The sequence below is a fragment of the Empedobacter sp. UBA3475 genome, from assembly GCF_002378465.1.
GTDB lineage: Bacteria > Bacteroidota > Bacteroidia > Flavobacteriales > Weeksellaceae > Empedobacter > Empedobacter falsenii_B.
Window position 1 is genome coordinate 19865 of sequence record NZ_DFRA01000033.1, and the last position, 24563, is coordinate 44427.

At 31.0% G+C, this 24563-nt stretch carries 18 protein-coding genes; 3 read left to right on the forward strand and 15 right to left on the reverse strand.

The window, feature by feature from the left end; genetic code table 11:
• Window positions 1-89: 89 nt before the first annotated feature.
• The 7 genes from B3I31_RS07205 to B3I31_RS07235 form a co-directional block, all read right to left on the reverse strand.
• Window positions 90-1115, reverse strand: a complete 1026-nt coding sequence (locus B3I31_RS07205) for a hypothetical protein (protein WP_291087819.1) — start codon at window positions 1113-1115, stop codon at window positions 90-92.
• A complete protein-coding gene (locus tag B3I31_RS07210) occupies window positions 1105-1911 on the reverse strand; it encodes a molecular chaperone (RefSeq protein WP_291087822.1) in 807 nt (268 codons plus the stop codon). The genes B3I31_RS07205 and B3I31_RS07210 overlap by 11 nt, the downstream gene beginning before the upstream one ends.
• A 49-nt stretch (window positions 1912-1960) precedes the next feature.
• Window positions 1961-2536, reverse strand: coding sequence for a hypothetical protein (locus tag B3I31_RS07215; RefSeq protein WP_291087825.1), 576 nt, complete (start codon window positions 2534-2536; stop codon window positions 1961-1963).
• Between the two features lie 169 nt (window positions 2537-2705).
• Window positions 2706-3569 (reverse strand): helix-turn-helix domain-containing protein, encoded by an 864-nt coding sequence (locus B3I31_RS07220; RefSeq protein WP_291087828.1) that lies wholly within the window; start codon window positions 3567-3569, stop codon window positions 2706-2708.
• A 226-nt stretch (window positions 3570-3795) separates the two neighbouring features.
• On the reverse strand, window positions 3796-4539 hold the full coding sequence (deoC, locus tag B3I31_RS07225; RefSeq protein ID WP_114998760.1) for a deoxyribose-phosphate aldolase: 744 nt from the start codon (window positions 4537-4539) through the stop codon (window positions 3796-3798).
• A 9-nt stretch (window positions 4540-4548) separates the two neighbouring features.
• On the reverse strand, window positions 4549-5022 hold the full coding sequence (locus B3I31_RS07230) for an Lrp/AsnC ligand binding domain-containing protein (protein ID WP_114998761.1): 474 nt from the start codon (window positions 5020-5022) through the stop codon (window positions 4549-4551).
• A gap of 28 nt (window positions 5023-5050) precedes the next feature.
• A complete protein-coding gene (locus B3I31_RS07235) occupies window positions 5051-5998 on the reverse strand; it encodes an endonuclease (RefSeq protein ID WP_291052490.1) in 948 nt (315 codons plus the stop codon).
• A 352-nt stretch (window positions 5999-6350) separates the two neighbouring features.
• Between B3I31_RS07235 and B3I31_RS07240 the strand changes: the two genes are divergently transcribed.
• The 3 genes from B3I31_RS07240 to B3I31_RS07250 all read left to right on the forward strand — a co-directional run bounded on the left by B3I31_RS07240 (window position 6351) and on the right by B3I31_RS07250 (window position 13634).
• Window positions 6351-8561: an NADP-dependent isocitrate dehydrogenase gene (locus B3I31_RS07240; RefSeq protein ID WP_291087832.1), complete on the forward strand. Its 2211-nt coding sequence runs from the start codon at window positions 6351-6353 to the stop codon at window positions 8559-8561.
• Between the two features lie 225 nt (window positions 8562-8786).
• On the forward strand, window positions 8787-11141 hold the full coding sequence (locus tag B3I31_RS07245) for a hypothetical protein (protein ID WP_286495255.1): 2355 nt from the start codon (window positions 8787-8789) through the stop codon (window positions 11139-11141).
• 129 nt (window positions 11142-11270) lie between these two features.
• Window positions 11271-13634, forward strand: a complete 2364-nt coding sequence (locus B3I31_RS07250) for a TonB-dependent receptor domain-containing protein (RefSeq protein WP_291059732.1) — start codon at window positions 11271-11273, stop codon at window positions 13632-13634.
• 43 nt (window positions 13635-13677) lie between these two features.
• On the opposite strand, the gene B3I31_RS07255 is transcribed toward B3I31_RS07250, so the two are convergent.
• The 8 genes from B3I31_RS07255 to B3I31_RS07290 all read right to left on the reverse strand — a co-directional run bounded on the left by B3I31_RS07255 (window position 13678) and on the right by B3I31_RS07290 (window position 24416).
• Window positions 13678-17061, reverse strand: coding sequence for a hypothetical protein (locus tag B3I31_RS07255; RefSeq protein WP_291059734.1), 3384 nt, complete (start codon window positions 17059-17061; stop codon window positions 13678-13680).
• Window positions 17062-17154: 93 nt separating this feature from the next.
• Window positions 17155-18786 (reverse strand): ArnT family glycosyltransferase, encoded by a 1632-nt coding sequence (locus B3I31_RS07260; RefSeq protein ID WP_291059736.1) that lies wholly within the window; start codon window positions 18784-18786, stop codon window positions 17155-17157.
• Entirely contained in the window at window positions 18770-19405 is a 636-nt protein-coding gene (locus tag B3I31_RS07265; RefSeq protein ID WP_291059738.1) for a lipid-A-disaccharide synthase N-terminal domain-containing protein, read from the reverse strand. The genes B3I31_RS07260 and B3I31_RS07265 overlap by 17 nt, the downstream gene beginning before the upstream one ends.
• Window positions 19405-20118: a glycosyltransferase family 2 protein gene (locus B3I31_RS07270; protein WP_180905753.1), complete on the reverse strand. Its 714-nt coding sequence runs from the start codon at window positions 20116-20118 to the stop codon at window positions 19405-19407. The genes B3I31_RS07265 and B3I31_RS07270 overlap by 1 nt, the downstream gene beginning before the upstream one ends.
• A gap of 126 nt (window positions 20119-20244) precedes the next feature.
• The gene (locus B3I31_RS07275; protein ID WP_291059741.1) at window positions 20245-21294 is read right to left on the reverse strand and encodes a glycosyltransferase family 9 protein; all 1050 of its coding nucleotides are present in this window, start codon (window positions 21292-21294) and stop codon (window positions 20245-20247) included.
• Between the two features lie 123 nt (window positions 21295-21417).
• Window positions 21418-22122 (reverse strand): SDR family oxidoreductase, encoded by a 705-nt coding sequence (locus tag B3I31_RS07280; protein WP_038330800.1) that lies wholly within the window; start codon window positions 22120-22122, stop codon window positions 21418-21420.
• Between the two features lie 13 nt (window positions 22123-22135).
• The gene (locus B3I31_RS07285) at window positions 22136-22912 is read right to left on the reverse strand and encodes a hypothetical protein (RefSeq protein ID WP_291059743.1); all 777 of its coding nucleotides are present in this window, start codon (window positions 22910-22912) and stop codon (window positions 22136-22138) included.
• Between the two features lie 67 nt (window positions 22913-22979).
• Entirely contained in the window at window positions 22980-24416 is a 1437-nt protein-coding gene (locus B3I31_RS07290; RefSeq protein ID WP_371875724.1) for an amino acid permease, read from the reverse strand.
• Window positions 24417-24563 lie beyond the last annotated feature (147 nt).

The following is a 24563-nucleotide window of genomic DNA, read 5'->3' on the forward strand; positions in this document are numbered from 1 at the left end:
GCTTGAGCATGCAAATTTTGTCCGCTAACAAGCATAAGCAGAATAAAAAATACGCTCTGAAAATAATTGATTGAAAAGAACATATTGTTTTACAAAGGTGTAATCGTGTACAACAAAGAAGTTGAATAATTCCCAGGTTTGCTATTCAAAATTTTATTATCCGACGGAGTTGTATAATAAATAATATTATACTTTTTTGAAGCTGTTTTAGAACTATTCGTCATCAATGATTGGTTGTAATTCGAAAGTTTTATAACCTTAGAAAGATTATTTGTTTCGATGTCTTTAATCTGAACATTGATTGAATTTAATTCCAAATTCTGTGCATCACTTGATTGTAAATATTGATTAATCGACGAAACTTGAATATCGTAAGCTGTATCAGAAGAAACAATTAAGCCATTTTGATATTCTTTCTTCACACCATTTCTATAATCTTGTATTGTATTGAAAACCAATTCTGCATTTACAGCAGAACCATCGACCGCAATAGAAAACGCCGGAGCTGATTCGTAATTTCCGTTTGGACTAATTTGCATTTCAATCGGAAAAAGACTTTTACCAATCAGGGTTCCAAATTCATTCAATAAAGAAAACTCGAATTGAATAGGATAATTGTTCCATGATTTTAGAGCATTTAGATATGTTCCTGCATCAATCACAATATCATAATTCAAGACAATTGCTCCATATTTTCCTGCTGATGTTGCTATTGTTAAAGGAGAATTTCGAATAAAATAATTTGGAGAAAAACTCATCGCGATGTTATTCTGAATAACTCCTAATTGATTTATTGTAGGATAATTCTCTGAATAATATTGAGAAGTTGTATAATTATTAAATTTTAGTTTCAGTTTTTCGACAGGAAATTCTTTTTTCTCAGAATTTACAATAGGCGAAACAACACGCGCAACTAAAGACCAATTTTTATAATTTAAAGCACCAGACATGTGCATTTCTACAGCCACAACATTAGCCGTCGTAACTCCATTACTTCCATTTACTTGCACCCAACCTTTATTATGAGCATTTAACGTAAACTGAGCAGAAACTGCCATTGTCAACAATAATGTAATTGTTGAAACTATTTTCTGAAACAAATTATTATTTATCATTTGAGAACGTCAATTCAGCAATTTTCAATTGATCATCTTTCTCAAAACTTAAAGTTGAGGTAACAATATACGAGCCTTTTGGCAAATCCTTTGGCAATGGTATATATACAATTCTTTTATCAGTTGGTAAACTATAAAAAACTGCATCTTGCAATTTTATTTGTTGACCATTTTCTTGATTAATGATTTCATTTGTAATCGTTCCTTCGCTCCAAACATTTCCTTCATTGGAAATATTAAGCACCAAACGATTTTCAGTTTTATCGTAAACAAAATTTGTAAACTCTACATTTGTATCACGTGCAATATTTAACCGTTGATAAATTTTGATACCTGTACGAATCGAGAATATAATATTTTCTCCACTTTTATTTTGTCCAGCAATCGGATTTGTTTGCGTGATGTACATCATTGCTGTATGCACACTCTCTGTGTTTATCTTTTCTGGAACTTGCATCAGAACTTCTATTTCTTTCGATTCTTTTGGCAAAAGTGTAAATGTATTACTTGGTAAAACTGTGATCCAGTTTGCATTACTTGTTGGTAAAGTATTAGGTTCAGAGACTACATTACCTCCAAACTCATCATACTTCCAATCATTAAAAGAAACAGACAACTCTAATGTATGTGCATCACTTACATTGGTTACCATAATCTTTTTACGCTCAGACTCACCAGGATTTAACGCAAAATAAGTCCTTGGTGGACTTACAGTAATACCTGATTGTGCACTAATCTTAGTTGAAATGATTAATGCTAAAAAAGAAACGATTGTTAAAAAACGAAGAACTTTCATAAGCAAAAACAGAAGTGATATTTTTCAATATCACTTCCTATTTTTTATATTATTGTGCTTCTATTGTATAAGTTACAGTAGTTGTATACACGGTAGGATTCTCAACATTGTTATATTTGTTAACATAAGCGTCTCCTCCTTGTCCAGTATATGCAACGTTGAATTTTAAATCTGTACCACCAACTGTACTTGAAAATAATGGTTTAGCTTCAGTATTCAATGCAACTTTTTCATTAAATTCATATGAAGATAATGAATTTCCACTACCTGCACTTGCTTCTAAATTAATTTTATTTGCTTCAATTTCTCCTTTTACTTCATTATTTTTAGAAGTTAACTTCTCATTTTTAGATCCTACTTTAACAGCAAAACCACCAGTACTATAAACTATTAAGTGGTCTTTCATGTTTGCAGTTACACCATTATAATAATCTTCTTTTGTTTTATACACTAAATTAACTGTATTATCACCACCAATAACAATTGTTTGAATTGGGCGTAATTCTACGTTTAATGTTGCTGTTGCTGTTATAGGCCCAGGCCCAGTCGTAGTCGGATTTTGAGCGAAAACTGTTCCAGAAACTAATCCACAGAAAATTGTTAAAAAAAATGCTAATTTTTTCATGATTTTATAATTTGTTAAAAATTTATTAAAAAATATTTGTTAAATAAACTGGTAGTTTATATATTTAAGATTGGTTATTCTCAAATGCGATGCAAATGTAGAAGTTATTTTGTGTTCTTAAAAGATTAAATCATACCAAAAGATGATGAAAAACGACATTTCTAACTATTTAATTCGGAGTACTTTGTCTGAATTTAGTCGGAGAAATCCCCGTGTTTTTCTTAAAAAACGCAGTAAAATTGGTTTCTTGAAGGAAATTGAGTTCCAGCGCAATGTCTTTTATTGACATTTTTGAGTTGACTAATAAAATCTTTGCATTTTTCATCAATTCTTCAACAATCATTTCTTTTGCTGTTTTTCCAAAAACGATTTGAGTTGCTTTATCTAACCTTCTTTTTGTAATAAAAAGTTTATCACTGTAAAAAGATACTTGTTTATTTTCCTTGACATTTTCTTGCAAAAGTTTTTTGAATTTTGTCGCAAGTTCTACATCAAAATCATCTTGTATAAATTGGCTTTGCATATCAAATGTTTCCATTTGACCATTGATAATAATACGTTCCAAGAGATTATGAGCAAGTTTCATATCTAATTCATTTTCGAATGCAGTAATGAAATATTGCAAATAATTAGCCTCAAAAATTGGAGCAGAACAAATTGTATTCTCAACAATATTTATAATATCTCGCGAAAAAAGTGTAGAATTTTCTAACTTCAAGTTTTCTTCGATTGATTTTGAATAAAATTCTTGTTTAAAAACAATATAATAAGCATCAGTACGAGTAGTTTGTTTCACAAATTCTTGAGAGATATTGGGAGCTATAAAAAGAAAATGGTTTTTAGGAATCGAATATTCTTTTCCATTTATTTTATGAACAAATTTTTTAGAACCAGACCAGATTATTCCAAAATACTCATCAACAGATAACTCTTTTCTCAATTTTTCTGTATGTAGGATATCATTCAATTCAAATGCAGTTATACCTACATCAAAAACCAAATTATTATAAACTTTACGATTATTCAACAACATACGTCTATACTATTTTATCAGTGTTATCAATGCAAAATTACGACCATTTTTAACCAAATTACTTGATATAAATCAAGTTATAATTTTAGTGCTCCAAAAATAATAAAATACAATATGCTATTTAAGTATTTTAAAAAATTAACTAAAAAAGAAAGCTTATTTTTAATGAATAAAAAAAAGTCTCAATAAATATTGAGACTTTTAAATGTATTAATGTAGAAATTTTCTAATAACCTTTTGCTCCTTGCTCTCCTTTTACAATCGCCAATGCAGACGATGTTCCAATTCTTTTCACGCCTAAAGCGATCATTTTTTCAGCTTCTTCTGTTGTGCGAACTCCGCCAGAAGCTTTCACTGGAAGCGAACCTGAATTTTCAAGCATCAATTTAATAACATGCTCATTTGCTCCATTTGGTTCTCCATTTTCAGTTTTATAAAAACCTGTAGAAGATTTTACAAAAACTTTTGATGCTTTTTCTTCACCTGCTTTTTCTAAAACAGTATCACGAATTAATTGTGTTATAGCAACAATCTGTTCATCTGTTAAAGCAGCAGTTTCGATAATCCATTTTACAACTTTACCTTCACGCAATGCGACTAATGTTGCAGCTTCTACTTCTTCTTTTACTTTATCACTATCACCTTTTTTGAACGCTTCGTAGTTTACTACAAAATCTAATTCATCGGCTCCATCAGCAATTGCTTTTTGCGCTTCTCTCAACTTTTCATTCAAATCGTAAGTCCCTTCAGGAAAACCAATTACAGTTCCCAAAACAACATTCGATTTTTTCTCATCTAATAATTCACGAACTGATCTTACATAATCAGGACGAATCATTACTGCATAGATATCATTATCAATAGCTTCTTGTGCTAACTTATGCACCATCTCTAATGTATCAGAATTCGAAATACCTGCTTGTTCAGGTGTTTTAAGATACGTCGAGTCTAAATATTGATTAATATTCATCTTTGTATATTAAAGTTTTATTTGTCTATCTATTGGTTGCTCCAACGAAATTATAGTTTCTGTACGTGTAACGCCATCAATTTGCTGAATTTTTTTGTTCAACACATTCATTAAATGTAGATTATCACGACTCAAAATTTTAAGGAAAATCCCGTAATTTCCCGTTGTAAAATGAGCTTCCACTACTTCTGGAATCTCTTCCAAAGCTTTCACAACTAATTTATAAGAAGAAGGTTTGTCCATAAAAACACCAACAAATGACATCGTTGAATAACCTAAAATTGAAGGATTTACAATTACTTTTGTCGAATCAATCACTCCAGAAGCTTCTAATTTCTTGATACGTTGATGAACAGCCGTATTTGATATACCTAATTCTTTTGCTAATTGCGAAACAGGTATATTAGCATTGTCCATAAAGGCATTCAGAATCAACTTATCGATTCCGTCAATCTCAACCTGACCATTTTCGTGGATTCTCACCTATTCTTAAAATTATACCGCTACAAATTTAATATTTTAAAATGGTATAAACGGGAAAATGGTCGCTATATCCACCGAAATATTTTCCGCCAACAAAAGTTCTGAATGGCAAACCTGTAGATTTTCCGCCTGTATTCTTCAAAAAATCAGCATCAAAAATATCTGTTTTTATATATTCTAAATTTGTGTGAGAAGTAAAAAATCCTTTCGAAAAAAGCTGTTGATCAAACAACATCCATTGTTTTTTAAAAATCATCGAACCTCTTTTATAGGATTGTAGACTGACCATTGGATTGAATAATTCGTTTCTGTTTATCTCTTCTTGTTTAGAACGTGTATCCAATTCATCAATTAAGTCAGAATTTGTTGGAGCATCATTAAAATCTCCCATCACAACAATTTTTGCCGAATAATTTTCGGTTAACAAATCGTTAATTCTTTTTCGAATCGTTTTAAAAATATGTTGACGTTTTAATTGATTGACTTCTTTATCAATTTTAGAAGGTAAATGAACAATAAAAAGATGAATAATTTCGCCAACTAAAATTCCTTTCACATACAAAATATCTCGTGTATAAGATTTTGTATCATACTGATCTTTAAAGATAAATCTAATTGGTTCGCTTTCTATAACTTCAAAAAATTGTTGACGATAAATTAATCCAACATTTATTTTTCTTTCGTCTAATGATTTATATAAAAGTGTTTTATAATCGCCATCTTTCAAAAAATCATTTTGAATCAAATCTTGCAAAACCTCTTCATTTTCAACCTCAGCCAAACCAACCAAACATGGTAATTCATTTGTTTCTAATTTGCCAATTTTAGAGATGCAAAATGCAATCTTATTCACCTTTGTATCGTAACGATTATCTTTCCATTTGATAAAATTACTTGGCAAAAAAGATTTGTCTGAAGATTTAGAATAAAAATTTTCGACATTATAAAATGCGATTGTCGCTAGATTTTGTTTCAAAAGAATTGTTTTTATGCAAAATTAAGAAAGAAACTAAGTGTATAAAAATTGGTTTCTTAAAAGAATTAAATAGACAGCTCTTTCAAAAGTGAAATTATACATGAAGTTGAAAAAAAAAACAGTCAAAAATTATCAACTTGAACAATTTTGTTTCAATAAATTATCAACTTGACTACCTATCAAAAATCATGTTAAAAATTATACTAAAATTAGTGTAAATGATTGATTTATGGTCAACTTAATCTGCTAAATATTGTATATTTGCAAAGTTTGCAGTTTCTGCATTCAAAATTGAAAAAATGTATTTTTAATTGACTATTATTAAAATAGTCTCAAAAAAATTTAAAACATAATGTCAAAAATTCATTACACACTTACGGATGAAGCTCCGATGTTGGCAACTCACTCATTTTTGCCAATCGTACAAGGATTCACGAAAACAGCTGATATTACAATCGAAGTTCCAGATATTTCTTTAGCTGGACGTATTTTAGCTAACTTCCCTGAATTCTTAAAAGAAGAACAAAGAATTCCTGATGCTTTAGCAGAATTAGGAGCTTTGGCGACTACTCCGGAAGCAAATATCATTAAGTTACCTAATATTTCGGCTTCTGTTCCTCAATTAGACGAAGCGATTGCAGAATTGCAAGCGAAAGGTTTTGCTGTACCAAATTATCCAGCTGAACCAAAAAATGAAGATGAAAAAGCAATCAAAGCTAGATACGGAAAAGTTTTAGGTTCTGCTGTAAACCCAGTTTTACGTGAAGGAAACTCTGACCGTCGTGCGCCTAAAGCTGTTAAAAACTATGCAAAAGCAAATCCTCACAAAATGGGAGCTTGGGCTACAGATAGCAAAACAGAAGTTGCTTACATGAAATCTGGTGATTTCTACGGTACTGAAAATTCTACTACGTTAGAAAACGCAACTGAATATACAATCAAATTTTACGGAGAAGATGGTTCTGTACAAGAATTAAAATCAGCAGCGCCTCTAAAAGCTGGAGAAGTAATTGATTCTTCTGTAATGAACTTAAACTCTTTAAAATCATTTGTTCAAGAAGCGATTCAAGAAGCAAAAGATAAAAACGTATTATTGTCTGCTCACTTAAAAGCAACAATGATGAAAGTTTCTGATCCTGTTATTTTTGGAGCAATCGTTGAAACTTTCTTCAAAGATGTTTTTGTAAAATATGCTGATACTTTCAAAGCATTAGATATTAATCCAAACAATGGTTTAGCAGATTTATTCGAAAAAATAAAAGGTCAACCTCAAGAAGCAGAAATCAAAGCTGCAATTGAAGCTGATCTAGCAAACGGACCACGTGTAGCAATGGTGAATTCTGATAAAGGAATTACGAACTTCCACGTTCCTTCTGATATTATTGTTGATGCTTCTATGGCTGCATTGGTAAGAAACGGAGGTAAAATGTGGAACAAAGATGGCGCTGAAGAAGATACTGTAGCGATCATCCCAGACCGTTCTTATGCTGGTTTCTACGAAGCTGTTGTAGACGATATGAAAGCAAATGGAGCGTTAGATCCTACAACAATGGGTTCTGTTCCTAATGTTGGATTAATGGCTCAAAAAGCGGAAGAATATGGTTCTCACGACAAAACTTTCCAAGCTCCTGCAAACGGAACAATCAAAGTTGAAGACGCAAACGGAAACACATTATTAGAGCAAAAAGTTGAAACTTCTGATATTTTCAGAATGTCTCAAACGAAAGACGCTCCTATTCAAGACTGGGTTAAATTAGCGGTTAACAGATCTCGTTTATCTGATACTCCAGCAATTTTCTGGTTAGATAAAGGAAGAGCTCACGATCAACAAATCATCAAAAAAGTTGAAAAATACTTAGCTGATCACGATACAACAGGTTTAGATATTCGTATCATGGACGTTAAAGACGCGATGAAAGAAACTTTAAGCCGTGCAAGAGAAGGAAAAGATACTATTTCTGTTTCTGGTAACGTTTTACGTGACTACTTAACAGATTTATTCCCAATTTTAGAATTAGGAACTTCTGCTAAAATGTTATCTATCGTTCCATTAATGAACGGAGGTGGATTATTCGAAACTGGTGCGGGAGGATCTGCTCCAAAACACATCGAACAATTCGTAGAAGAAGGTTACTTACGTTGGGATTCTTTAGGTGAATTCTTAGCATTACAAGCTTCTTTAGAGCACGTTTCTCAAACACAAGGAAATGCAAAAGCTCAAACTTTAGCTGATGCTTTAGATGAAGCAAATGCTAAATTTTTAGCAACTGACAAATCTCCAGGTCGTAAATTAGGAACTATCGATAACCGTGGTTCTCACTTTTACTTAGCAATGTACTGGGCAGAAGCATTAGCAAATCAAACAAAAGATGCTGATTTAGCTGCTAAATTTGCTCCTGTTGCAAAAGCTATGGAAGAAAACGAAACAAAAATTAACGAAGAGTTAATTGGTGCACAAGGTAAACCTCAAGATATTGGTGGTTACTACAAAGCAGATTTTGCTAAAACAACTGCTGCAATGCGTCCATCTGCAACATTAAATGCAATTGTTGACGGAATTTAATCCAACAACATTTCTTTATAAATCAAAACCTCGAGAAATTCTCGAGGTTTTTTTGTTAAAGTCTTTTAATTAAATTCATTAACAAAAATTAACATTATTCGAGAAGAAAAATCGTCATTCAATCAAAAGTTATGATAAATTTTAATAAAAAGTATGAATGAAAATCATCTAAATAATGATAATTTTAAGAATTCAAATTCATTCTATTAGATTAATCATTCTCGCATGAAATATATTTATTTACTCGCATTATACTTTTGCTCGATTACAACTTTTGCGCAATCAAAATTGGAAACGGCTATAAAAAGTCTGGATACAAATTACGCTCAAGAAAAAGTTTATTTATTATTTGATAAGGAAGATTACATTGCTGGAGATAATATTTGGTTCAAAGCTTATACATTAAATGGCTACAAACCAAGCTTAATTTCTACAAATCTTATTGTTGAATTATACGATAAAGACAAAAAATTAATCGACCGAAAATTGGTTCCGATTGTGAACGGTGAAAGTGACGGAACACTGAATACCAAAAACGAAAACGAAGAAGGAATTTACTTTGTAAGAGCCTACACAACGTACATGACTTTCTTCTCAGAAGAATTTCAACATATCAATCAAGTCAAGATTTATAATCCAAATTCTAAATTAAAACTTGTTCCAAATCCAAATTTAAAATGGAATGCAAAAGCTTTTGCTGAAGGTGGAAATTTCATTCAAAATCAGACAACTAAATTTGCTGTAAGATTAAAATCGGACGGAGATTTACCAAAAAAATGGAATGGTTTTGTATTCGAGAAAAATAATCCTACCAATAAAATTACAACATTTGATAATCTAGATGAAAACGTTGCGACTTTTGCGTTGAGAGCAGAAGAAGGCAAATCTTATCAAGTACAATTAAATGACGAAAAAGGAAATCAACAAATTATTGATTTACCTGAAGCTAAAAAAAATGGGATTCTGATGAAAGTTGTTCGAAATAGCAAAGACATTGTGATCCAATTAAAAAGCATCAATCAAGAAAATCCTTTATTGAATCATAAAATTATTGGAACAATTAATAATGAACTTGTAATGAGTTCTCAAATTGTAAAAAGTGTGGAATCGGTTTCAACTTATGTTCCAAAAGAGGTTTTAGACAATGACAAAGGTATTTTGAACATTGCCATTTTTGATGCAAATGATATTCAGGTTGCTCATCGTTTGATATTTATCAATCCAAAAGAATCGTACAAAAAACCTGAAATTTCTTTCGAAACAACGGCTAATCCACGAGAATTAAACACAATTAAGGTAAAATATCCTGAAGAAATTAATTTTTCGGCTGTTATCAAAGATCAAAAAAATAATGATGAAGACAATTTAATTTCTGCAATGTTATTGACGCGAGATTTTAGTTCGAAAATTAATCATCCTACACAATATTTTAAAAATAATGAATTCTCAGAAAATCTGGATGCGCTTTTAATAACAGAAAAATGGAAAAGATTTAATTGGGAAGATTTAGTGGTTGGAAATATCGTAAAACCTACTATTGACAACGATCGTAGATATCTTTCCTACAAAGTGAAAGCATATAATAACGGGAGAGAATTGAGCAATGCTTCGTTGAGTATTATTTATAAAATGCAGAATAATGGAAAAGAATTTGCAACGCTTGATACTGATTATGAAGGAAACTTCGAGATGAATAATTTGTTTTATTATGGGCCAATGGCGATGAATTATTTCTTGAATTCGGAAAATGGAAAATCTGCCAACAACGGAACTTTAACTTTATCTGTTGTGCCAAATTATAAAAGTACAAGTTATAAATCCAAATTGCCTGCAACGCCTTATTTATTAGAAGAAATTACGAATAAAGAAGAAGTCGAGAAGCAGAATACGTATAAACAGAACATCAAAATCATCAATGATAAAAGTATTCGTCTGAAAGAAGTTGTTGTAAAAGCGGATAAAAAATCGAAAACTGAGAAGCTGAACAATGAATTAAGTAGCGGAATGTTCAATAACATAAACGAAACTGTGATAGATTTCGTAAACGAATCTCAGCCAATAGAAGGTTATACAAATATTATGGACTTTTTAGCTGGACGAGTTGCAGGATTAACGGTTTCTAACGGAGTTCCAAAAATTAGAAATTCTGAAGTTGCAATTTATTGGAACGAAATGAAAATGACTTCAGATAATTTAACTAGTATTAATCCTAGAGATATTGCGATGGTAAAAATTTTCAAAGGCGCTGGTTTACTTGGTAATGCAATTGCAATTTACTCTAAACGAGGAAGTGATGCGCCAGTTGATAACACGCCTATGTTACCTAATAATTTAATTCAAATTGGTGGTTATAATCAATCCCTTCCATATTTTAACAATGATGATTACGAATCGCTTTACAACGATGTTCCGAATGACATAAGAAGTACTTTATTTTGGAATCCTAATTTGTATACAGCTCCAGGAGAAGACACAGAAATAGAATATTTCAACAACGATAAACCAAAAGATTATCAATTAACTATAATTGGTTTCGATGAAAAAGGAAATCCTGTTTATTATGAAGGAAAAATAAATTAAATCAAAAACCTCAAGAGATTCTCGAGGTTTTTGGTTTTAATCAAATTCGTCGATAATATAGTAGGGTTTGTCGATTTTAAAGTTCAAAAAGAATCGATTTGGAGAATATTTGTTTAAAATTAATTCAACATGAAAACATTTATTCAACTTATCATTTTATTTAGCGCTAGTTTTCTATTTGCTCAAAATTATACATTAACAGGAGAAGTTATGGAGCAAAACAAAGTGCTTCCTTATGTTGATATAACCTTATCTAATCAAGACACAATCATCAATTTAACAACAGATGAACTTGGAAAATTCGCTATTGAAGCAAAGAAAAGTACGTACAAATTTGAAATCAACTATTTTGAAGAAATTGTTTTTCAGAAAGATATTCAATTGAATAATTCTATCGATTTAGGAAAGATTGAAATCAAAACATCTACAAACTTGAAAGAAGTTGTCGTTGGAGCTGAAAAGAAAATCATGGAACGAAAAATCGATCGTTTTGTTTTCAATGTAGAAAATTCTACTTCAGCTGCTGGCGGAACTGCAATGGATGTTTTACGCGTCACTCCTGGTTTGAATGTAACAAATGACAATATTGCGGTTTCTGGAAAAAATTCTGTAATGGTTTTGATTGATGACAAACCAACTTATATGTCGCAAACGGATTTGATTAATTATTTGGAGAGTATGAGCTCTTCTGATATTTCAAAAATTGAAGTCATTACGACTCCGCCTGCAAAATATGAGGCAGAAGGAAATAGTGGAATTATAAATATTGTAACAAAAAAAATAAAAAATAATAGCTGGAATTCCACTATTGGAGCATCATATACGCGAAGTAAAAGAAACACAGAGCGCTACAATGCAGCTTACAATTTACAAAAAGATAAATGGACAGTTCAGACTTCGTTGAATGCTGGAGATAGAAGATTTCTGAGAACATGGAACAACGAATTATTTTTCTCTGATGCGCGCAGACACAACATTTCTTACACAGATTATATCAACAAATATCTAGGAGGACGATTCTCTGTTGATTATAAATTAACCGATAAATGGACAATTGGCTCTAAATTTTCGTTCAACAATTCGAAATATAATTCAGAAAATCCACAAGAAATGTTTTTCAAGAATTTAACGAACGAAGTTTATCAAACAAATAAAGGAAATTCATTCGAAAATGGTAAGACGAATCAATCTTTGGTCAATCTTTATTCTGAATTTGCACTTGATTCATTAGGTAAAAAGATTTCATTTGATGCCGATTACGCCAATTATTCATCTCCTATGAATAGAACTTATGCAACCAATTCTTACAAAAATAATCAGTTAATAGAAGATTCTTTTTTTGGTGGAAAAAGTAATTTAAACAATCGTATTGAGAATTTTTCATCTAAAATTGATGTAGAACTTCCTTTAACAAATTTCAATTGGAGTTTTGGGGCTAAATTTTCGCAATCAAAATCAAATAATTTGGTTGAAGCATATAAAGCAGACGAAAATTACAACTATACATTTGATGAAAATTTGTCGAATCTTTTCAAATACAAAGAAAATAACGAAGCAATTTATTTGAACGGAAGTAAAAAGTTTGGAGAAAAATGGCAGATGCAAGCTGGTTTGAGATTAGAAGCAACACAAACAGAAGGTTTTTCGAGAGAAAATAATCAAACGAATAAAACAGATTATATCAAACTGTTTCCGTCATTTTATTTGTTGCATACTTTTGATAAAAGTAAAAGTTTAGGAATTAATTATTCGCGTCGTATCAATCGTCCAAATTACGAAAGTTTAAATCCTTTTCGAATGATACAAAACGAATATGTTTACAACGAAGGAAATCCTTTTTTGAAACCAGCTTTTACACACAATTTAGAACTTACTTTTACTTACAAAAAATTTGATACTCGACTTTATTATTCAAGTTTGAGAGATGGTGTCAATCAAGCTTCAATCATTGATGAGAACACAAAACATAATACTTTTGTTTGGATGAATTTTGTAGATTCGGATAGCTTTGGTTTGAGCCAAAATATGACGATAAATCCTACAAAATGGTGGTCAAGCGTTACTACTTTTGAAGTTTCTTATTCGAGCGCAAATGTTGCAATTTCTTCTAAGCGATTCAAAGGTTGGTCGAGTTCATTATTTTCGACAAATGATTTTACGCTTAATCAACAAAAAACGATGTTTATTAACTTGATTTATTTTCAAAATTTTGGAGAAACTTTCCAAAATTATAAACTAAAACCTTATGCTCGTTTCAATCTTTCGTTCAAATATTTGATGTTAGATAAAAAATTAGAATTGAGTTTGAATGCAACAGATATTTTCAAAGCGCAAGAATATTTATCACAAAATAACAATGGAATCGTACAAACTTTTGCGAATGTATGGGATACTCAAAGCATAAGAATTGGATTGAATTATAAATTCGGAAGTAATAAATTATCAGTAAAAAATCGCGAAACTGGAAATCAAGATGAAGTAAATAGAATGTAAAAATAATAATAAAAGACGATTTTATAAAATCGTCTTTTATTATTTAAAACCTCGCTTGCACTTGCACACTTCCCGTATGTATTGGCTTATTTTCTTCGGTTTTTCGTCCATCATACGAAATATTCAATTGCAAAAAACTTGTGATTTGCCGTTGGATTTGCAACTGCCAAACAAAATTATTTCCAGCGCGCAAACCTTCCATCATTTGATTTCCAACAACAGATTCTTGGTTTCCGATAAATTTATTGTTGATAAAACTAAAACTTCCCAACAAACTCATTTTATCCGAACCGTTCCATTGAATTTCTGTTCCCAAATCCGACTGATTTAATTGCTCTTCACCCGAAACATTCTTCTTATTTTGATAATTATAAAACAACGACGCAACAAGATTTTTTTCTGTTTGATACGTAATTTTTGGTGATAAACGAAGATTATTTAACTTATATCGTCTACTCAAAAATAATTCAGAATCGCTGTTAATCACCATATATTCAGTATCGAAACTTGCGATTAGATCTTGCAAAATCTTATAACGCGCTTGCAACAAATAACTGTCTGAATCACGGTATTCAGAACCTGTGTAAACATACGTTTGGGATTGTTGTTGATTGTAAATAAAATTTGACGACCATTTATATTGTGTTCCTTGATTAAAGAAAATCGACGAACGAATACTTCTTGTTTTACCTAAAATTTGAGCCGAATTCGTAAAAGGATTCCATTCTAACGTCGTTCCTTCTTTGCGCAACGAGTTACTTGCCGAGATATTTTGCTGAAACATCCAACGATTCCAGAATTCATTTTCGGTATTAAAAACTTGTTTTGGACGAAAACGCAACGTAAAATTGAATTGATTTTTATTCGTTTTCAAATACTCGATTGTATTCGTATACACGCGAATATAATTTGCTTGGTCGATAAATTCTGCCACTTCAAACTCGTCAATTTGCTCAATTCCATCGCCGTTATAATCCGTCCATTTGTAAATTCCCATTCCATCCGAAACTTTTACATACTGAAATTCACGCTGCGGTTCCACACCGCTTCCCACTTCATAATCTACATTTAATTGTAAACCTTGATTGAAAAAAGCTTTGTACCATTTTACGCTTCCTGTCATAAAATCTTCGTTCGGCGCATCTAAAAATTGATAATTAACTCGTCGATAATGGAAATTTAAATTTAATTGATGATTTTGTTTTTGTATTAATGTTGAATTAAAAATAGCTCCTTTACTTTGTTGAATATTTTGCCAAGTCCCTAAACGAACCGAATCGTCTTGACGTTGATAAACCGTCAAATCGATTTTATGACCAAGCGAATCTGCAAAACCTCCTTTCAACTGAAATTCATTCCATTTAAAACTTAAATCTGATTTTTGATTTTTTGTCAAATCATCCATGTCATTATTTTCGCCCCAAACTCTCGCTCCAACCCAAAATTTATTTCCAATTTTTCGTTTTCCATCCACCATATAACGTGCGAAATTGGTATTTTGAAGCGTTGCTTTTGTTGATAAAATATTTGCTTGTGCAACAATTTCATCTTTTTCAGTTTTGTAATTTGCATCAAGTTGATTTCTCAAACCTTTGTACAAACCAGTATTTTCAAGATAATCGAATTTATATTGCGCAGTAAATTTTTCTTTCCAAGATGAATTAATTTTCGCTGTGATAAAATTCTGATTAACACCACTTAATTCTTGATCTAAATTAAAATCTCGAGCAAATTCAACAGCTCGTAAACGCTCGGCACTTTTATAATTTTTGTTGATAAAATTCCATTCTGCATAAGGTGTAATTTTCCAATTTTTGAAAGAAAATGTTTTTTCACCATAAACACGAGTTGCTAAACCAGAATTATTTTGATCATCAATCGATGAAAATAAATTTTGATCATAATTACTCAAACCTAAATTAAAACCAATATTTCCATTATTTTTCAATTGATATTGACCATTCAATGTATAAATTTGTAACTTTTTAGGCGAAATTAATTGCTTTATAGGTTCATAATCACCTTGTAAAACGCCAGCAATTGCTTCGTTATATTGAAAGACTTTTCCGTTTTGATTCGCATTTATTTGTCGATAATTTCCTTGATTCGCACCAACATACGTGAAAGCCACTTGATACAATTCATCATTTGGATCCGTCGAATACTCAAAAATATCTAACCCATTTTGATTTACTTTTCGATACAATATTTTATTCGAATCATAAGTCGTTTTCTCAGCAGAAACAGTGTACATTTTATCAGGATCATTTCCTGCATTTGCCAAAATTTGCTTTTCAGCATCTGTCAAATCATTTCCAAGTGAATTATTTTTCGAATCTCCTTGAGAAAAGAAAAAACCTGACAATTTCAATCGCTCCGATTCATATTCAGCGCCACCATAAAGTAAAACTTGTGAATAATTTCGAGAATTGTACAAATACTCCACATTAATGCGCGTATTTGCGGTAATCAATCGGTTTGAAGTAAAAGAAATTTCGCCCGTATTGTAATTAATCACATAATCATTTTGCTCTCCTCGCTCCAACAAAACGCCATCAATATATACTTTTTCACTTCCCGAAATAATAATCACATACAATTCGTTATTTTTTCCAGAAAGCCTGTAAGGACCTTGATTTCCGTCTTGTCCAACAAAATTAACGCGCATAAATTCGCCTCGTGTAATACTTCCCGAAGCAAAAATATTGGTCGACGATTTTTCTCCTTTCAACTGAGTTGATAATTGTAAACCTGTTACTTTTTGATTGAATGGATTGAAAAAATCTCTTTCTTGATTTGTATTAATATCAATATGACCAGCTCGAATTTTTGAGTTTTTACTCGCTAATTCAATGTAAACTTTGTCAAATTCTTGCAAATTTTGCGTGTATCCATCCGATTCTATTGGCACATTATTATCCGCAATTGCTGCATTTACCGTAATATCATCTGATAATTTTCCAGACAATTCTAAATCCAACGAAGATTGCACAGACGCACTTTGATTGTTTCCAAAACGAATTCCACGAACCATCGAACCTTTGCTATTCAAACCATCAAAAACATCTTTGTTCGCTTGTTTTGAATTCGGTTCTATTCGATGAAAAATATCAACTGGTTTTGCATCATTAACAATGATATTCGGATTTTTAGCATAAAAAACAGATTCGGCTAATTTTGGATTAACAAAATACTGAATTTTCACCATTTGTTTGGCGATTGATGAATTAAAATAAACTTCGTTTCGTTCGAAATTTATCGTATAAAATTCTTTTGAAATTGGATTTCCTGTCGAATCTAAAATTTGAAATTTTTCGGATAAAATTCCTTTATTTTTCAGCTTTATCGTATCAGAAAGTTGAACAGAATCTTGTCTAAAATTAGGATTTTTCCACCCAGAATGTTGAGCAAAAACAAAACTGTTCACTAACCAAAAACATAGAAAAAATAGAATCCGAAACTGCAAAAGATTTTATTAGAATAACGAAAATTTAAGCTAAAAATTTTACTCGAAATTTAATCACTTTTTTTGAATCAAATAATAGTTTCTTTGAATACGATCATTATAATTTTTTTGATCTTTTGAAGAATGATTCAAATCGACCACACCAATTTTTTTTATTGAATAATTATTGAAATGATCCACAAAAAAAGTAGAATCTGAAGGACTTGCTAACATTCCAAACTTCTCTTCTTTCGGGAAAACAGTTTCTTTTCCATCGTTAATTGCAAGAATTGAAGTCCCATAATCCAACACTATTTCTGGAACAAAACTTTGCCATTCGTATGTTTTAATTTGATTTTGTTGTTCTAATTTCTTTAGATTTTTAGCAGAAGAATACAACTCTTCGGAAAAAGTTAATTTAGAAAGTGGAAATCCAAATGCAACAACCGAGCACATCAATAAAATAGTTGAGTAAAATATCTGTTCGAATGATTTTATCTTTAATCCTTTAAAAATTGAGATTCCTAAAATTAATCCTACGACAGCAAAAGGAATCGACCAAACCAAAAATTCTGACAAACGATCTTTTGTATAAATAAAAACACCAACTGAAATTGCGATTCCTATTATTCCGTATAAACCAAACGCAAAATTGGTAAAATATCGTTCAGTTTTATTTGATAAATTTTTGAATTCTAATCGTAAATATTCGATATAAAAGCCAATATTCATCGCTAAAGGAATTAAAACTGGTAATAAATATCTTGATTTTTTTTCTGGAATTACAGATAATAAAACCACCGATAAAATCGTCCATAACCAAGCAAATTGATAGGCTTTTTTGTTTGCAACTTTATTCTTTAGATAGGGATAAATCAAACTTACCAAAGCCGGAATTGTCCATAAACCAGATTGCGTAAAGAAACTCCAATAATAATAAATTGGGCGAGTATTATAGCTATGCCAATTGTTCACTTCCTTTTGAGAAGCCGCTAAAAAATGTTCTGGATCAAAATATTTCACATACATCATCCATGCAAATCCTACAACACAACCTAATATTATCGTTAAAATTGTAATTCCTAAATTTCTTCCTAATTTGTATCTATAAACAATAAAATAGGCAATTAAAAAAGGTAAAAATAACGCATACAACGAAACTGGACCTTTGCTCATTATCGAACAAGCCAACAAGAAAAATGCAGCAATAAAATTGAATAAATTAAATTTTGATGATTGAAATTCTTTCACCAAAAACAATATTGCTCCCATCACAAAACTATGCGTGTACATGTCCCAATTGTTATCTCTCCCTGAGAAAAACACGTAAAATGAAGTGATTAAAACCAATGAAGAATTAACAACTTGTTGTTTTGTTAAATCGAAATGCGTTAATGTTTTATAGAACCAAACGACTAATAAAATGGTAATTAGAACAACTGGAATGCGTAGCCAAAAAAAGTTTTCGAAACCAAAAACACTTCCAAAAACAGCTGTAATCCAAGTTGGTAAAGGTGGCTTTTCATAACGAGGCAAACCGTTAAGCGTGGTAAAAATCCAATTTCCATCGTGTACCATTTCTCGCGCCGAAATAATGTTTCGAGCTTCCATAATGTTCGTTTGTAAAACGCCAAGATTGACAAACAACATCAAAATTGTTACGATGATTAAAAATAAAACTGAATTTTGCTTAATCCACTGAACCATTTTTTTCTTTTCGTTTGATTAATATATTTCGAGCATAAACGATAAATCCCATAAAATGACCAACAAATAAGACGGGATCTTTTCGAATAATCGCGTAAGTTAAAATCAACAATGATCCTGTTAAACTAATGGCCCAAAATCCCATTGGTAATTGCGATTCGTGTTTTCGTTCGGAATAAATCCATTGATAGACGAAACGAAATGTGAAAAGTACCTGAGATACGACTCCTAAAAATAAAAGCCACATCGGAATTTTTTCGTTTTTGAATAATAAATCTACATCAAAAATTCCGTTATTGAAACTATATAAAACAATTAATGCAGGAAAAATATACAAGAAAATGCGTACTATTTTCGGAAATTCTTTCCAATGATTTTGAAGTTGAATATTTCTTATATAGATATAATACGTCAATGTTTGTCCCAACATAATCGAAAAATCATGACGTAAATAACCATATAAAAATAGCAAAACAGAGGCAAACAAGCTAACTTCCCAAAATAATTTTGGTGTAAGAACTTTCTTATTCTTTTCGGAAACAATCCATTGTAAAATAAGACGACTCGAAAAAAGTGCTTGTGCAAGAAAACCAATACTGATGATAACCCAATTTGGCATTACGCTCTTTCTTGAATTTTATAATTGATGTATTTTTTCTTCATCCAAACAAATGCAAAACAATCCATTAACGGTCCTAATAAACGGTTCCATAAATTGAATTTTGATTCGCCTGCAATACGAGGAAAATGCTTGACAGGAACTTGAGTAACCGTTCCATTTTGTAATAAAATCATAGCTGGTAAAAAACGGTGCAATCCTTTGAACATCGGAATTTTTTTCGCTTTTTCAGCATCTATAACTTTTAATGGACAACCCGTATCATCCATTCCATCATTGGTAAATGCTCTACGAATAGAATTGGCAATTTTAGATGACATGTTTTTCACGAAAGAATCTTTGCGATCTGCACGAACTCCAGTCACCAAATCATATTGATCTGCTAACGCTAATAATTTATTGAAATCTTCTGGATCAGTCTGTAAATCCGCATCGATATAACCAACCCATTTTGATTCCACTGTATCAAAACCAGCTTTTATAGCTGCAGATAAACCATAATTTTTGTCAAAAGAAATATAATGAAAAGCTTGATTTCTATTACAAATCTCTTTGATAAGAGCCAAACTTTTGTCTTTAGAACCATCATTAATCAATAAAATTTCAGTCCGTTTTATTGACTTTGACAGATATTGATTCATTGTTTCTTCCAATCTTATCAAGTTATCTTCCTCATTATAAATTGGGATGATAATTGTAAACTCTGTTGACATTTTTAAATTATTTCAGAGGACAAAGCTATGAAATAATCAAACGAAATTAAAATATTTTTGTTGAAGCTAATTTATTTCATATCAAATCGAAACGAACTTTGTTTGATGATAAAAAACAGTTTTTTTTTAAACCAATAATTTATCCATTTCTTGAACAAGAATACCCTTATCTTCATTATTAATCAAGACTACAGCATTTCCTATTCCATAAGGTTTATAACGCTCTAAGAAGCTTTGATCTTTAAACAAACCAATTGTTTTTGTAGGCGCTGCACAACTCAAATGCATCATACCAGAATCGGCTGCAATCACAAATTCGCAACTTTTCATCACCGCTGCAATTTCTCTCACATCTTTACTATAATAAGTAGGTAATCTATGATTTAGCATCGAAATATTTTCGACAGGTAAAATTTCAATTAGATTATATTCTTGCGAATATTTTGGATAAAATAAATTATAAAATTCTATCCACCATTCCTCATCATAACATTTTACACCAGTTGCATACGTAAAAAACGCCAACGTTTTCTTTGAAGGATCTTGAATCAATTCATTTAACATTTCTATTCCTTTCGTAGATTCTTGCTCTGTTAACTGAATATTTAGAATTGGAATACCTAAATTTCCTTTTTTATTTTTAAATAATTCTAAATATTTTCTGAATTGATAAACTGGATATTGTGCTTGATGAATATGAATTTCTTGGTTCGAATTCATTTCAAATTCATTTCCAAAAATTTTATACTTAGAATTTGCAAAAGAAGTCGAAAGTAGTCCTGAAGATGAATTTTTATCAACATTAATCACTAAATCGTAATTCTTTTTCTTGATTTTTAGCCAAACTTTAGCGTATTGAATCAATTCTTTGAAAGGTTTTTTAGGTAATTCAATAATTTGATCAACTTGTGGATAGTTCTCAAAAATAATCGTGGCAACCTTACCTTTTACAAATAAGTCAATTTTAACATCTGGATTATATCGGATAATTTCCTGAATCAAAGGTGTAATCAATAGAATATTTCCTAGACGCTGATTAGGTCTGTTTATCAGTACTCTATTAAGTTCAAGAGGTTTTTCTTTGTCTATTTTTGGCAAATTACCATCACCTATTCCTCCTGTTAATCGACGCATAATTGTACGACGAAAATGATTGACTGATTTTTTAAAACTCATTAAAAAGTGCTCGTTAAAAAATACCTTTATTGTATTTCTTATTTTTCCACGAAACTATGTAAACTATTGGTAATTACGAAATATTTTTTTCATAAAAAAAGATCTCTTATCGAGATCTTTAAATTATTTTGTTTTAGTAGGACGAACTTCTATTTTACTTGGCAAAACATTTGGATTCATTTTCAATAAATCAACTACCATTTGTCCTAAATCTTCGGGCTGAATTTTCCATCCATCCTCTGAATTTGGCACATGATCATTAAAGTTTGAAGTCACAGAACCAGGCATAATCGTTGTACATTTGATATCATAATTTCTCAAATCTAACATCGCAGCTTGTGTAAAACCGACAACGCCAAATTTCGAAGCATTGTAACCCGCTCCATTCGCAAAGAAATTTGTTCCCGCCAAAGAAGCAATCGAAATATAATATCCTTTCGAAACTTTTAGTGCTTCAACAGACGCTTTTATCGTATGAAAAACTCCTGTTAGATTAGTATCAATCATCGCATTCCAATCTTCTAAAGAAAGTTCATCAACTGGTGCAAATTTTCCTAAACCAGCATTTGCAATCACAATATCCAAACGTCCAAACGCAGAAATAATTTGCTCAATTGCATTTTGTTCATCTTCGAAATGTCTCACATCCGACTGAATAGCCAATACATTTTGATTTCCTAAATAATGACGAGCTTTTTCAACATCATCAATGTTTCGTCCAGAAATTGCCACTTTCAAACCATTTTCTACCAATGATTTTGCAATTCCTAATCCAATTCCTTTTGTTCCCCCCGTTATATAAGCTACTTTACCTTCTATATTTTGCATAATTATTTTAGTTTTATTTTTGGTTCAGCCAATTCCATTTACCATCTTTTCGGTAAATAAATCCGCCTTCTTTTGCGTTATCTTGATGCGCATAAATCGCATCATAATCTAAAGTTACGATTTCATTTTTAGAAACTCCATTTAAATTTCGTTTCACTCCATCTTTATAATTCGAATAAAGTGGCGTTCCTTTTGGAATCATCATCAACGTTCCGAAATCATAATTTGTAATTTTGAACGGATCTTTTGCTCCTCCCAAACCATAAATTTGACTTCCTTTTTTCATATTATTCACAATAAATAAACGGATATTTCCTTTTGTATCAATCATTCTATATAAATAATCCACCACACCGTCACCAAAAAAGTCGCCTTTAATTGCGAAGCATTTGTAAGCTGTTGCTAAATAAAATTCGCTAAAAGCTGGGTGCGTAGAAATTTCTGTTTCGAATTGATTGACAAAATTTTGTTGTGTGATTAAATAACCACTAAACGCATACAAATCGCCTTGAGCAGAAGAATCATTAACTCCTTCATCCAAAATTAATTTAGACGAGCTAACATCTAATTTCACCCAGTTTCCACTTTTTGCTTTCCCATTATCTTTAATTGCAAACGCTTCACCTTTTTCTGAAATTTTAACAGGATATCCATACGGAATTTTACCAATTCGTTTTCCATTCGGACTTGTTCTAACTGTCAATCCTTCTTGCGCTATAACTTGATAAATTTCTTGTGAAAACACAATAGAACTCATCATCAAAATGAATCCAACAACTATTTTTTTCATGATGTAAAATTAAAAAGCTTCAAGTAATCTTGAAGCTTTTATATGAACTATTTTAAATTAAAATTTATCAAGAATTCTTAGTCTTTTTATTTTCTTTTACAATTCGATAAGCGATGTAAAGGAAGATCAACCAAACTGGAATTAATTCTACTGAAATTTTAAGTCCTGTAAACCACATAATCACTAAAATTCCAAATAAGAAAATTAGACAAATATAATTACTGATAGGATACAAGAAAGATGGAAATAATGTTTTTGTATTCTCCAAATTCTTTTGTTTTCGGTATTTAAGATGTGTTATCGAAATCATAATCCAGTTAATTACCAACGAAGAAACCACTAAAGACATCAATACATGAAATGCATCTTCTGGAATTATTTTATTAATTAAAATACAAATTGCTGCGAAAAAAGATGAAACTAAAATCGCCATAACAGGGACGTGATTTTTGTTTAATTTTTTTAAGAATTTAGGCGCATTTCCTTGTTCTGCCAAACCATATAACATTCTACTATTACTGTAAACAGAGCTATTGTAAACTGATAAAGCAGCCGTCAAAACAATAATGTTTAGTGCATTGGCAATTAATCTTGAAAAATCAATTGTGTTACCAAAAATATTTAGTTTCAAATGATTCAAATTCTCAAAAACCATTACAAAAGGACTACTTTTATCCGTAATCGTTTCCCAAGGAGCTAACGAAAATAAGATAATTAATGCTCCAACATAGAAGATTAAAATTCTATAAATTACTTGATTGGTTGCTTTTGGAATTGTTTTTTCTGGATTTTTAGCTTCAGCAGCTGTGATGCCAATCAATTCTAAACCTCCAAAAGAAAACATAATAAGAGCCATTGCGGCGAATAATCCACTAAAACCGCCTTCGCTATTACCAGATAACCAACCTTTTGGAAAAAAACCTCCGTTGTTCCAAAGATTTTGTATTGTTGCTTGTTCACCTCCAGTTCCGCTTATTAATAAGTAAGCTCCGAAGATTATCATAGCAATAATGGCAATTACTTTGATGATAGAAAACCAAAATTCAGCTTCACCAAACATTTTTACTGAGCCTAAATTCAATGCGTTAATCACAATAAAAAAGAACAAACTCGACGCCCATAATGGAATTTCTGGCCACCAAAATTGTACATAAATTCCGATTGCAGTCAATTCGGACATACTTACTAAAACGTAAAGAATCCAATAATTCCAACCAGAAGCAAATCCAGCAAAAGATCCCCAATATTTATATGCAAAATGACTAAAGCTTCCTGAAACAGGCTCGTTAACAACCATTTCTCCTAATTGGCGCATAATAAAAAAGGCTATAATTCCTGCAATTGCATATCCCAAAATAACAGATGGTCCAGCTAAAACAGCAGCAGGTCCAATTCCTAAAAACAAACCAGTTCCAATCGCGCCACCTAAAGCAATCAATTGAATATGTCGGTTAGTAAGGCCTCTTTGTAATTCTTTTTCTTCAGTATTATTTATTTGACTCACGTGTGATGTATTAATTTGTTAAATATATGTAAAAACTATTTTCTAAAAGAACAATTTGAAGAATTGTCTTGTTTGAATTAATATAAAGAAAATGCTTTAATAATAAATTTTATTCATGTTAAATCATCTAAAAATTGAAAAAATATT